The organism is Bacteroides sp. AM54-2NS (assembly GCF_003602935.1).
Taxonomy (GTDB): Bacteria; Bacteroidota; Bacteroidia; order Bacteroidales; family Bacteroidaceae; genus Bacteroides; species Bacteroides xylanisolvens.
In genome coordinates this window covers 21664-34877 of sequence record NZ_QTMZ01000023.1, presented here as the reverse complement: position 1 = coordinate 34877, position 13214 = coordinate 21664, and the positions used below count along the sequence as shown (strand labels likewise).

Genomic DNA, 13214 nt, shown 5'->3' with positions numbered 1-13214 from the left:
GTTATGAAAGTAAAATCTATCATATATATGGTATTGGCATTGAGCTTGTGCTGTGGATGTAGCGATTGGCTTACTGTCGATTCGAAAACCATTCTTAGTGAAGAGGACATTGCCAAATATCCCGAACTGGCAGAAGCACAGTTCTTATCCAATTATGCGGAATTACGTAAATCAATCCATTGTATCGGTGACGGAGCAATGTCGTACAGGCAACATCATCTGGATGCTTTTACCGATGATGGAGCGAGCAATATTACCTACGAGAATGGGGTCATGAGAAATAACACTCCGGGTACTGTTTTTGGAGGAGTCTTTTCTCAAAGCAAAGGTGAAATATTTGAGGCGGTATGGAATTATAAGACAATCAATATTGTTAATAAGTTTATCGCCACTTATAAGAATTCGGATAATGAAGGGGTGTTGAGTACAGTCGGTGAGGCTTATTTTATTCGTGCTTATCTGTATTTTGAGATGGTGAAACGATATGGGGGCGTGCCTTTGTATTCAAGTCCGTTGGATGATGTAAGTTCCATCAACAATCGTTCTACAGAGGAAAAATCCTGGGGTTATATAAAAGATAACTTGGACTCGGCTCTTGTATTGCTTCCGAAAGTACAGCGTATTGCATCAGAAGATCGTGACCGTGCCAATCGGTATACAGCTTTGGCGTTGAAGTCGAGGGCTATGTTGTATGCGGGGACTATTGCTAAGTATGGAAAAGTTTCAAATAATAGTTTCCAGGGAATCCGCAAAGAAATGGCGAAAACATATTTATTGGAAGCGGCAAAAGCAGCAAAGGAAATCGTTGATGATGGTAAGTATGCGCTCTCTACTGAATTTGGCGATTTGTTTAATGGAAAAGATGAAAATAATAATGAGATAATTTTCCGTTTTGCTAACGTTGCCAAGACAGGAGTAGCTGTATATGAAGATTACTGGTACCAATCTTATCGTATCAAACGGTCTAGTTATTGTGCCTTTATGGTTCCTCCTTTAGATGTTGTCGAACAATTTGAAACATTAGACGGCAAGATTCAGCCATTGGATTATGCCGCTTCAAAGAATAATCCCGAAGATTTTTTTGCAAACCGTGATAAACGTCTGGATGCCACTGTTATTTATCCGGGGGGAGAGTTTTTGGGAGAACGTTTCTCTATTTACCGGAAAACACTTGTGAAAAGGACAGATGGAACTACTGAAGAATATTCTTATGAAAAATCTGAAGATTGGATGGGAGCGGGGAAAGTGCCCGGTCACGAAAAATACATGAAAAGTGGAGCAGATGGTATCTTCTTGAACCTTTCTGCCGCAGGAACTACTAACTGGGGATTTTTCTGAAAAAAACACTTTATGGAGTGAAGAGGCTGGATGATTATCTTATACAAGAAAACGATCAGGATGCAGTCGTTATTCGGTATGGCGAGGTTATTTTAAATTTGGCTGAAGCTGCCGTTGAGCTTTCGACCTATGGAGTGAATGACTATTTAGCGGTTGCCCAAGTCGCTTTTGACCAATTGCGTAGTATACATGGAGGATTGCCTGCCAAAACGATGGACTTGGAGGTTGTACGGCATGAACGCCGGATAGACTTGATGTATGAAGGATTCCGTTATTGGGACTTGAAGCGTTGGCGCATTGGGGAAGAAAAGATGCACAATAAAACGTTGAAGGCTCTCTATCCCATTCTTCATATCGATGAAACAACTTCTCCTGTCTCCGTTTATTATACGTTGGAGAAAGTAGAAGCACCGGATTTGGCTACGAGAGTGAAATGGTTCGAGGAAAGAGACTATTATTGTCCGCTTCCTTTAAGCAAAAGCCCGGGTATCGTGCAGAATGACGGTTGGAATTGATAACCCTAAAAGAAAAGAATATGAATAGAGCTAGATTATATATAAATATCAAACTGTTACTTTTAGCAGTGTTAACACTGAATCTGTCAGGGTGTGAACTTGACGAACGTGTGGACGATTTGACCGGTGGCTACGAAGGCGCTTTTATTGACAGGCTGACCGGTGAAAAGGTGGCTACCGAATATTATGGAGCTAAATTAAAGTTACTTGATCTGGAGTATGGAAATGTTGCGGTTCCCTTGGAGTATAACACACTTCCTGAAGGAACATATCGCAATACCAAAGTATATCCTTCCCGTTATAAAGTATGGGCGAACGGACCGTTCTTTGAGTTGGATACCATTTATGGTGATATTCGTAGTTTGAAGAAAATGGACTTGATTGTTACCCCTAATGTAACATTGAAAATCAAGAAGGTGGAAGTGTTGTACGGCATTACAGCGAACGTCACTTTTACTTATCAGGTAAATGACGAACGCTCCAAGAATCAGGAAATAGGATTGGTATATGGCAAAGAGCAATATCCCGGACAACGTACGGCTATGAATGAAAGCGAAAGCGGTTCACATACTTACAAACGAATAAAGAAGAATTTGACAGAATTGTCGGGAGAATTTACGGAGACTCTGTTCTTAAACCCTAACAGCACATATTATCTAAGAGCTTTGGGACGTACGGAATCAGCAGGAGATTACTGGAATTATTCAGAACAGACTGTGATTAATACGACAGATATTGATTTGTCTTCCTTACCGATTGAAGCCGCTGTCGGAGTAAGTAGTGCCACTTCCGCTGTTTTGCAGTGGGCATTTCCTCCCGTTGTTGACGAGATAAAGGTTTCTTATACGGATCGGGATGGTGAAGAGGTGATGGATAAATTTAAACCTACGGATTATTCATACGTTGCCAATTTGCCTCATAATAAAAAGAGTACAATCAAAGTACAACTTCTGGCGAAAGGAGTTTCCGGTCCGGAACAAACGATTGAAGTACAGACTAAATCTTTGATGGATAAATATGTACCTGCCTCAAACACCCGTCCGGAAAATGTTCCTTTCTACAATGATTCGGAATTTAAAAAATCATTATCCGGTGAATGGGCATTGATATATGGTCCTACAATCGGCGAAGACTGGTCCACTACCGATTTACGTTTTGAATATTTCGATTGGTGGGACACATGGTTGATAGGATTTGCCGACCGTATGCCTGCTTGCCAGGATATAGAGAACTTTAAATCACTGACGATTCAGGGAGAAATACAAACATTGGTTGATATTTTACCTTTTGTTAATCTGGAAACACTTTCTATCATAAAGGGTAAAGGTTTCTCGGTGGATAAAACGATTAATCCGAAAGTTGACCTGACAGTTCTGAAGAAACTGAAGAAACTTAACACAGTTATTATAGGACCGGATGTGCCGCTTACTAAAAAGAATTTTGATGATGCGGGACTTACACATCTGACGATTACCAACTAGGTCGGTAATCACACTACTCCCTTTGACAAGCGAATGTGTCTAGTGGGTAACATCGGATACATTCGTTTTTTAAAAGAAATATATAAATGAAAATATAAATAGTATGTGTAATAAGATTAAATGTTTATTTCTACTGATGTTGATCGTATTGTGTTCTTCCTGCAAAGAAAGTACAGAAGATGAAAAAGCGATGCAACAGATGGTGGAACGTTTATTTCCGGAGTATGCTTCCCAATTTAGTTTTGAACAATCAGAAAAGATTGATAAAGATTGGTATGAAATAGAAGCGCAAGGAGGAATAGTACGAATACGGGGAAATAACGCAAATTCGATGGCTGTAGGGCTGAACTATTATCTGAATCATTACTGCCTTACCTCTGTTTCCTGGTATGTGAACGATACGGTGGAGATGCCGGAAGTATTACCCATGCCACCGGCAAAAATAACTTCGACTGCCCGTTGCAAGAACCGATTCTTTCTTAATTACTGTACCTCGGTTATACAATGCCATGGTGGACATGGAAGGATTGGGAACGGTTGATAGACTGGATGGCTTTAAATGGAATCAATATGCCTTTGGCAATCACCGGACAAGAATCTGTCTGGTATCGCGTATGGACGAAATTAGGATTGACGGATGAGGAAATACGGAACTATTTCACAGGGCCTGCTCACTTGCCTTGGCATCGTATGTCTAACCTGGATTATTGGCAGGGGCCTCTGCCTAAAGAATGGCTGGATACACAAGAAGCATTGCAGAAACAAATCGTAGCCCGTGAACGTCAATTTAATATGCGCCCCATACTTCCTGCATTTGCCGGACATGTACCGTCGGAACTTAAAAGAATCTATCCGGAAGCTAAGATTAGCCGGATGAGCTCTTGGGGAGGTTTCGAGGATAAATACAGAAGCCACTTTCTGGATCCGCTTGATCCATTGTTTGCAACCATACAGAAAGAGTTTTTGGAAGAGCAAACTAAGTTGTTCGGAACAGACCATATTTATGGGGCAGATCCTTTTAATGAAGTAGCCCCTCCAAGTTGGGAACCGGAATTTTTAGCCAATTGCTCGAAGCATATTTATCAATCGATGACGCATGTCGATCCGGATGCTACTTGGTTACAAATGACATGGTTATTCTATATTGACCGACATTTATGGACAAACGAACGGGTAGAAGCTTTCTTGAAAGCAGTCCCTCAAGATAAACTGTTGCTACTGGACTATTATTGTGAGAATACTGAAGTCTGGAAGCAGACAGATCGGTATTTCGGGCAACCATATTTATGGTGCTATTTAGGAAATTTCGGAGGAAATACAATGCTTGCCGGAAACACCAAAGAAGTGGGGAAACGAATCGAAAATGTATATACCAATGGTGGAGAAAACTTTTCGGGACTGGGTTCTACTTTGGAGGGGTTTGATGTAAATCCTTTCATGTATGAATATGTTTTCAGTAAAGCATGGGATTGTAATCTGCCGGACTCTGTATGGATAGAACAACTGGCAGACAGGCGAATTGGCTTGAAAAACCAACAAATGCGTCGGGCATGGAAATTGCTTTATGACAGTATTTATACAGTACCAGCTGCTTTGGGACAGGGGACATTGATGAATGCGCGTCCTTGTTTAAAAGGAAATGGCAATTGGACGACTACGCCTACGGTAGCGTATTCCAATGAAACTTTGTTTGAGGTATGGGAGATGTTGTTGAAAGCCGGAGAACATCGACATTCTGCTTATGAATATGATGTTGTTAATATAGGAAGGCAAGTGCTGGGGAATTATTTCGGGAAGCTTCGCGATGAATTTGCGGAGCTTATTCCCGGAAGCAATTACCGCTATTAAAACAAAAAGGAGCTGAAATGAAACAACTACTGCGTGATGTTGATACTTTATTAAGTACACAATCTTCTTTTTTACTGGGAAAATGGATTGAAGATGCCCGTTCATTAGGTACAGACGAAGCCTCTAAAAACTATTACGAAGAAAATGCCCGTACTATCGTTTCAACCTGGGGAGATAAAGATCAGAGTTTAAACGATTACGCAAATCGTACTTGGGGAGGTTTAGTATCGGGATATTATGCGCCTCGTTGGGAAATGTTTATAGATGAAGTTATTCGCTCTGTTTCTAACAAGCAGCCGTTTAATGCTGATGCTTTTCATCAAAGAGTGACGCAGTTTGAAATTGACTGGGTCAAGTCACATGAACGTTATCCTTCCGAACCGGTTGGTAATGTTGTTGAGATTGCTACTTTATTGATGAATAAATACAAGGATTCAATTTTAAAAGAAAAACACAATGAGAATAATTAGTTATATTTCAAGTATAATCATCGCTTTTTCTGCATTGGCTATCATGAGCGGATGCAAAGATTCGGAAGTTGTTGATGATGGCTTTCGTACAACAATGGCTAAAGCCTCTGATGTGAAATTAAATAAAGTTGCCTATTGGCCGGGAGATCCTGTAAATTGCTCTTTTACCTTGAAAAATGAAACGAACTATCCGATGGATATTCGTGAAGTAAAAGTGGTGATTCAGAACTTGGATGATGGAGGGTGTGTATTGACAGAAAAGTCTGTTGCTTCCCATATTCAAATAGAACCGGGACAATCTGTTCCTGTGGATGCCGGGACACTGTATACCCTTCCAGCTGCATTAAAGCCTTCTTCCTTCTGTGCTGTCAAGTTCCTGTTAGATTTTGAAGATGGGATAACCACTACAATTGACGGAACATATTTCAGAGCTGTCAACGAGCAGTCGCTGTTGACTTACGATATTCAAAAGTTAGATTATCAGGGACTTCCTGTTTATCGTCAGATAGGAGATATGAGTGCCGGGTTCGGTGTATTAAAAACGATAGTTGCTTTCGATCAGGGAATAGCTGCCACCATGGAGGAGGCTCCGCAGGGTGGTACTTATCCGGTTGTGCCTACTCCGGAGTTTTTGCAACGTTCCGTTCGCAAAACTGTTGAGCTTTACAATTCGGAGATCGGAGCTGCCACAAAGATAAAGAGAGTGGTGATTGGAACGGGGATCGCATCTGTTTCTTACTTTGCAACAATGATGGGGGCAGCCTATTTACCTATTCATTATCTGGTATCGGCTAATTCTGCTTCCGAAGTACAAGCTATACTCGATTATTCCAATCAAAATGGATATGCCTCTTATGCCACATTGGGTTATGACGGTTCTATGCCCGGAGTGGGAGTTGCCTGGATAAAATTATTGGATTTGCCGGAAGAATATAAGCAATTTATAAAAGATCATCAGGTAGAAGAAGTCTATATTTATGGAGTAGGTCAGGAAGGACATGGAGAGTCTTATTCTCGAAGGGTTTTGACGCAGAATACAATTACCGATGAATATGCACCTGGTTCTTTATATATATTGTATACTAACTTTGGTTCGGATGCTGACATTGACGCACTGAAACATCGGTTGTATGACTATAATCAGTTAAAATTGGGTGAAGGACAGTATATATCTGATTGGGAAAGCGGAATTGTTGATGATCAGATAACCAATATATCTGGCTCTGCGCAAGCGATGGCAAATGTGAAAGCTTATACGATTGAGACTGATGATATGATGGCTTTGTACAATATATCTTCTTTCCTGACGCTTCAATATATAAAAAAGAATCAAAGCAAGTTGCAGGCACCTTTTGTGAATGGAGTTATTTTTAACGAGTATCTTACGAATCACCCTCAATATGAAGCGTTTGTTGGATATGTACCTTTATTATATTGGCAATTTAATTCGGCGGCTTCTACAGTAGAACGTATTGATGGTTATCTGAAGCCAGCTATTGCCGGGTATTTTCCTGATGTTGTCGATCATCTGTATGAGGGATCTTTCTATCTGAATTCTAATATGAGACGCTATGAGTTTTATGACGAGCTGACAGCAAGAGGTGTCACTTCGGAGAATATTAGAATTAGGCAGAGTGTAGATAAATGGAATCCGGAAGATGATGGAGAAACGGAAGAGTATTTGGGACGCATTAATCATAAAATAGGTTCGGCTGAAGAATTTGCTTATGATATAATTGAACGTATTGGAGTGCAGAAGTATCGGAATACGGTTAAGTCGATGGAGTACCTGACATTGGAGGAGCTTCGTACTATTTGTGCACAGGTTGGAAATATGAGATTAGTAGAACATTGATATAACATCGGATTTAAGATTTAAACTAACGAAATGAATATAAAACAATTGATGGTAACTTTCTTCATTGCACTATTGGCAGGAGGAGAGATTGGAGCTCGTGTGCTGACGGATAAATTCGTTTATTCACAAGGGGAGAAGGTTGTGTTTACTTTTGATGGGAAGTCAGAAGGTAAAACGATTATACTGAAATATCTCTCCAAGAAAGGAGAACCGGTTCTTGCGGAGATTGGCGGAGAACCATTTGTTTGGGAAGTTCCTTCAGAATTTACGCCTGCAGCCGTAGGTGTTTATCAAAAAGAGGAGGGACAGTTGACATATTCTTCTTATTTTAGGGTGGTAACTCCCGGAATGTTGACTACCTATCAGATTGCTAAAGAGGAATATAAAGGTTTGAATGTGTTTATGCTTGATGGTGGGATGAGTGCGGAATATGCTGTCCAAAAATCTTTAGCTAATCTGACGGCAGGTGTGAGCCATACATGGCGGATTGGTCCGGGAGGAGGTCCCAAACCGGTATGGGGGACACCTGATTTCCTTCAACAATCCGTTCAGCATACAGTAGATTTATATAATGAGTATTTGGGTAAGTCGAAGAAACTTAAAACTGTGATAATAGCTACGGGAGTACCGGCGGTACCTTATCTTTCTGCAGCTATGGAGGCTCCCGTATTGCCATTACATTTTTTGGTTTCTGTCAATTCTACCAAAGAAGTTTCTTCTATATTAGAATATTCCTCGCAAGCTGGAGTACCCTGTTATGCGACATTGGGATATGATGCTTCCATGGATGATGTCGGAGTTGCCTGGATAAAATTATTGGCTTTGCCTGATGAATATCGGAAGTTTATAATAGAACATGAAGTAGAAAATGTAATTATCGCAGGCATAGGGGAAGACGTGAAAAGTGAATCTTATTGTCGGAAACTTAGTAAAACCGGAGTGGATGGTCAGGAGTATGCAGACGGCTCTCTTTATATTTTATATACCCAATCCGGTTCAGAGCATGACATCAAAACGATATCAAGAAATGTCGTGGACTATGATACGTTATCTCTTGAAAAAGGTAAGGACTTGGCCGATTGGGAGAGCGGTGTTGTCAACAGGCAGATCGATAATATATCAAAAGGTATTTGTGAACATACTCCGGCACAAGTTTATTCTTTGATTGCTACTCATGATATGATGGATATGTATAATCTCGGTGCAAATATGGGTATGTATTTTATGTATAAGAATCGGGAGCAAACAAAGGTTTCCGTACAGGGGACTTATTTAAATGAATATTTAATATCACAACCTTTGTATGAGTTGACTCAAGGATATATTCCATTATTGTTTTGGCAGTTTGTCCCTCCTGTATCAACGATTGACAGGATAAAACGTGATATACAGAAAGTGGTGGATGTTTATGAAAAAGGTGCTCTTTTGGAAAATAAAACCGTACACGTGAATGCACGTGTCGGGAAAGATGAGTTGGTACAGGAATTGAAAAAAAGAGGATTCTGTTCGGTTACTAAACGCAACGATAATGTGGAAGAATTGTGGGACCTATCCGATGGAATAAATTCTCCTTGTGAAGAGGTTGTACAGAATATAGTGGAACAGATTGGGGTAAAACAATATCAGACTCAATGTAAGAATGCATTGTATTTAAATATGGGTGATCTTAAACTAGTAACGAATAATATTCCGGGACTTGTCTTTCATTCTTTTAAGAAAAAGTAGCAAGATGTTTATTGGTTACAGTAGTAACACCTGCTGAACTGAATAAGTTAGCAAGCAAATAAGTTAAAATTGTATGGATTAGCAGAGGGGGATAAAAAAACTCTCTGCTTTTCTGCTTGACTTCTGTTGCGAAATGATTACTTTTGCGCACGTTATCAATTCACAACTGAAACTATGAGTAAAAAAAGCCTTCTTATTGCGGCCGTGGCTATCTTGGTGATAGCTATTATTGGTATTACTTATTTATTATTTACCGAGAAACAAGCTAACCGGGAGTTAGTGCAGGAATTCCAATTAGACAAGGAAGAACTGGAAAACGAATATAGTCAGTTTATGCAAAGGTATGATGAGTTGAAGTTTACAGTTACTAATGACTCTTTATCACAATTACTGGAACAAGAACAATTGAAGACACAGCGTCTTTTGGAAGAGCTCCGCACGGTAAAGAGCTCGAATGCGACAGAAATTCGTCGTTTGAAGAAAGAGTTGGCTACTTTGCGTAAAGTATTAGTAGGCTATGTCAATCAGATTGATTCATTAGATAGGATTAATAAACAGCAGAAACAGGTCATTGCAGAAGTAACCCAAAAATATAATCAGGCTTCACAACAAATCAGTAACCTTTCCGAAGAAAAGAAAAATCTGGATAAGAAGGTGACGTTAGCCGCACAACTCGATGCAACTAATATTCGTATCGAACCACGCAATAAACGCGGTAAAGTGGCGAAGAAGGTGAAAGATGTGGTGAAATTGGCTATCAGTTTCACAATCGTGAAGAATATAACTGCTGAAAACGGGGAACGTACCATCTATGTACGTATAACCAAACCCGATAATGATGTACTGACCAAGAGTGCATCCAATACTTTCCCTTATGAAAACCGTACATTGGTTTATTCAATTAAGAAGTATATTGAATATAACGGAGAAGAACAGAACGTGAATGTATTCTGGGATGTAGAGGAATTCTTATATGCCGGAAACTATCGCGTTGATATCTTCGAAGGTGGCAATCTGATTGGTTCGCAGACGTTTATGTTAGATTAGTTTTCCATCTATCTATCGTCTTCCATCCGCTCCCCACATCATTTTGCTGCGGAGTGTATCGAAAAAGATATGATTGAAGCGTTTGACTACTTTTACGCTATAATCTGCCCGGCGGATCTTGAGTTGAGTTGTTTCTTTGCAAGTCTCGCTCCTCCCGTCAATAGCAACGAGGAAATTATGGCTCCGGCTTTCCACATCCAATGTGACTTCCCAGTCGTCACGGATAACGATAGGACGGACGTTGAGGCTATGTGGAGCTACCGGAGTGATGACAACCGTGCTGGAATGGGGAACCATAATCGGACCGCCTACGCTTAATGAATAAGCGGTAGAGCCGGTAGGAGTTGCAATGACCAGTCCGTCAGCCTGATAAGTATTCAGATAGGCTCCATTGATTGCTGTTCGGATACTAATCATTGACGAACTGTCCCGTTTAAGAATTGCAATTTCATTGAGAGCATAAGGAGAATCCTGAAGACGTTTTTCATCACAGATGAGTTGAAGCACGCTTCGTTCCTCCACACTATATCTTCCGGCTTGGATTTCATCGAACGTTTCTTCCATCTCCTCGGGAGAAATATCTGCCAGAAAGCCCAAACGGCCTGTGTTAATTCCCAAAATAGGAATTCCTTTTCTTCCTACGCGACGGGCAGCTTTCAGGAATGTGCCGTCGCCTCCGATACTGATTACCATATCGGCATCAAAATCATCTCCGTCAAACAAGTGATCGGCATGAATATCCATTTTGAGCTCTGTAGTCAGGAATTGATAAAAGTCCCTGCACATACAAATTTCTGCTTTCTGCCTTCTCAATAGTTGGAACAACCTTAGCGCATGAGAGGACTTTTTAGCCTGATAAGTATTTCCGAAAATGGCAAATTTCATAAGCAACATCATTAGTTCAGGATGCAAATTTGGCATTTTTTCTTGGATTTCTACTTTAAATAACCAAAAAAGAACCCATAATGCGTTTCGTATTATTAGGCAACTAATAATAATATTTGTATTTTTGCGGCAAATATAACGTAGAACTATGACTAAATTAAGTGTAAACATAAACAAGATTGCTACGCTAAGGAATGCTCGCGGAGGAAATGTTCCCGATGTAGTAAAGGTAGCGCTTGATTGTGAATCTTTTGGTGCAGACGGTATCACTGTTCATCCTCGTCCCGATGAACGCCACATTCGTCGTTCAGATGTATATGATTTGCGCCCTTTGTTGCGCACGGAATTTAATATCGAGGTTATCCCGCTCCGGAATTTATTGACCTGGTGTTGAAAGTCAAACCTCATCAAGTAACTTTGGTCCCCGACGATCCTTCACAGATTACTTCTAATTCCGGTTGGGACACCAAAGCAAATCTGGAATTCCTGACTGAAGTGCTCGATCAGTTTAACAGCGCCGGTATTCGTACTTCCGTTTTTGTGGCAGCCGATCCTGAAATGGTGGAATATGCAGCAAAAGCGGGAGCGGATCGTGTCGAACTGTATACCGAACCATACGCAACGAACTATCCGAAGAATCCGGAAGCTGCCATCGCTCCTTTTATCGAAGCCGCGAAGACTGCCCGTAAACTGGGTATCGGATTGAACGCCGGACACGACTTGAGTCTGGTTAATTTAAATTATTTCTATAAAAACATTCCTTGGGTGGATGAAGTCTCCATCGGACATGCGTTGATTAGCGATGCATTGTATCTGGGACTCGAACGTACCATTCAGGAATATAAAAACTGTCTACGCTCATGAATGCAATGATCTTGTTAGCCCAAGGGGCTATGAATATGGCCGATTCGCTGGCTACTGCCAACCCCGTATTGACGGAGGTGAACGCTCCTGAAATGAACATGCTTGATATGGCTATCAAGGGTGGATGGATTATGATTGTGCTGGGTGTATTGTCGGTTGTCTGTTTTTATATCCTGTTTGAACGTAACTACATGATTCGTAAGGCAGGAAAAGAGGACCCGATGTTTATGGAGCGGATTAAAGACTATATTCATAGCGGTGAGATCAAAGCGGCTATTAACTATTGCCGTACGATAAACACCCCTTCGGCACGTATGATAGAAAAAGGGATCAGCCGTTTGGGACGTCCTATTAACGATGTGCAGGTAGCTATTGAGAATGTAGGTAATATTGAAGTGGCGAAGCTGGAAAAAGGATTGACTGTAATGGCAACTATTTCCGGAGGTGCTCCGATGCTCGGATTCCTCGGTACGGTGACCGGTATGGTACGTGCATTTTACGAAATGGCAAATGCCGGAAGTGGGAACATTGATATCACTTTGCTTTCCGGTGGTATCTATGAAGCTATGATTACTACGGTCGGTGGTCTGATTGTCGGTATCATTGCTATGTTTGCCTACAATTATCTGGTGATGCTGGTAGACCGTGTGGTAAATAAAATGGAATCTCGTACAATGGAGTTCATGGACTTGCTGAACGAGCCGGCTGGAAAGTGAATCGATATGCCAACCTATTAATCACTAACCCTTAATCACTAACAAAGTGGGATTAAAAAGAAGAAATAGAGTATCGCCCAATTTCAGCATGGCTTCCATGACGGACGTCATCTTCCTGTTGCTGATATTCTTTATGATAACCTCTACGGTGGTGTCGCCCAATGCCATCAAAGTCCTGTTGCCGCAAGGCAAGCAGCAGACTTCGGCCAAACCGCTGACAAGAGTGGTTATCGATAAAGACTTGAATTTCTATGCCGCTTTCGGCAATGAAAAAGAGCAGCCGGTGGCGCTGAACGACCTGACTTCATTCTTGCAGAGTTGCGCAGAGAAGGAGCCGGAAATGTACGTGGCATTGTATGCGGATGAATCGGTACCTTACCGTGAGATCGTAAGGGTATTGAACATTGCAAACGAGAATCATTTTAAGATGGTGCTGGCTACACGCCCGCCTGAAAACAAATAAGAAA

General features: G+C 41.0%; 9 protein-coding genes and 2 pseudogenes. 10 read left to right on the top strand and 1 reads right to left on the bottom strand.

Going from position 1 to position 13214, the window contains the following annotated elements:
- Positions 1–3: 3 nt before the first annotated feature.
- The 7 genes and pseudogenes from DXA05_RS15090 (at position 4) to DXA05_RS15065 (ending at position 10282) form a co-directional block, all read left to right on the top strand.
- Positions 4–1338 (top strand): RagB/SusD family nutrient uptake outer membrane protein, encoded by a 1335-nt coding sequence (locus DXA05_RS15090; RefSeq protein ID WP_284515576.1) that lies wholly within the window; start codon positions 4–6, stop codon positions 1336–1338.
- A gap of 17 nt (positions 1339–1355) precedes the next feature.
- Positions 1356–1853 (top strand): RagB/SusD family nutrient uptake outer membrane protein, encoded by a 498-nt coding sequence (locus DXA05_RS27735; protein ID WP_284515575.1) that lies wholly within the window; start codon positions 1356–1358, stop codon positions 1851–1853.
- Positions 1854–1873: 20 nt separating this feature from the next.
- Positions 1874–3334, top strand: coding sequence for a DUF3823 domain-containing protein (locus DXA05_RS15085; RefSeq protein ID WP_128859334.1), 1461 nt, complete (start codon positions 1874–1876; stop codon positions 3332–3334).
- A 136-nt stretch (positions 3335–3470) separates the two neighbouring features.
- Positions 3471–5652, top strand: a pseudogene (locus tag DXA05_RS15080) (alpha-N-acetylglucosaminidase).
- Positions 5639–7507, top strand: a complete 1869-nt coding sequence (locus DXA05_RS15075; RefSeq protein ID WP_128859333.1) for a hypothetical protein — start codon at positions 5639–5641, stop codon at positions 7505–7507. Before DXA05_RS15080 ends, DXA05_RS15075 begins: the two are co-directional and overlap by 14 nt.
- Positions 7508–7540: 33 nt before the next feature.
- A complete protein-coding gene (locus DXA05_RS15070; protein WP_128859332.1) occupies positions 7541–9235 on the top strand; it encodes a hypothetical protein in 1695 nt (564 codons plus the stop codon).
- 174 nt (positions 9236–9409) lie between these two features.
- Positions 9410–10282 carry a hypothetical protein gene (locus tag DXA05_RS15065; protein ID WP_128859331.1) on the top strand — a complete coding sequence of 291 codons (873 nt, stop codon included), beginning with the start codon at positions 9410–9412 and terminating at the stop codon, positions 10280–10282.
- A 12-nt stretch (positions 10283–10294) separates the two neighbouring features.
- On the opposite strand, the gene DXA05_RS15060 is transcribed toward DXA05_RS15065, so the two are convergent.
- Complete coding sequence (locus DXA05_RS15060; RefSeq protein WP_165861522.1) at positions 10295–11167, bottom strand: NAD kinase; 873 nt, start codon at positions 11165–11167, stop codon at positions 10295–10297.
- 148 nt (positions 11168–11315) lie between these two features.
- Here DXA05_RS15060 and DXA05_RS15055 point away from each other — a divergent pair.
- The 3 genes and pseudogenes from DXA05_RS15055 (at position 11316) to DXA05_RS15045 (ending at position 13210) form a co-directional block, all read left to right on the top strand.
- Positions 11316–12031, top strand: a pseudogene (locus DXA05_RS15055) (pyridoxine 5'-phosphate synthase).
- Positions 12028–12747, top strand: coding sequence for a MotA/TolQ/ExbB proton channel family protein (locus DXA05_RS15050; RefSeq protein ID WP_008020483.1), 720 nt, complete (start codon positions 12028–12030; stop codon positions 12745–12747). The pseudogene DXA05_RS15055 and the gene DXA05_RS15050 overlap by 4 nt, the downstream one beginning before the upstream one ends.
- Positions 12748–12793: 46 nt before the next feature.
- Complete coding sequence (locus DXA05_RS15045) at positions 12794–13210, top strand: biopolymer transporter ExbD (RefSeq protein WP_004305499.1); 417 nt, start codon at positions 12794–12796, stop codon at positions 13208–13210.
- Positions 13211–13214 lie beyond the last annotated feature (4 nt).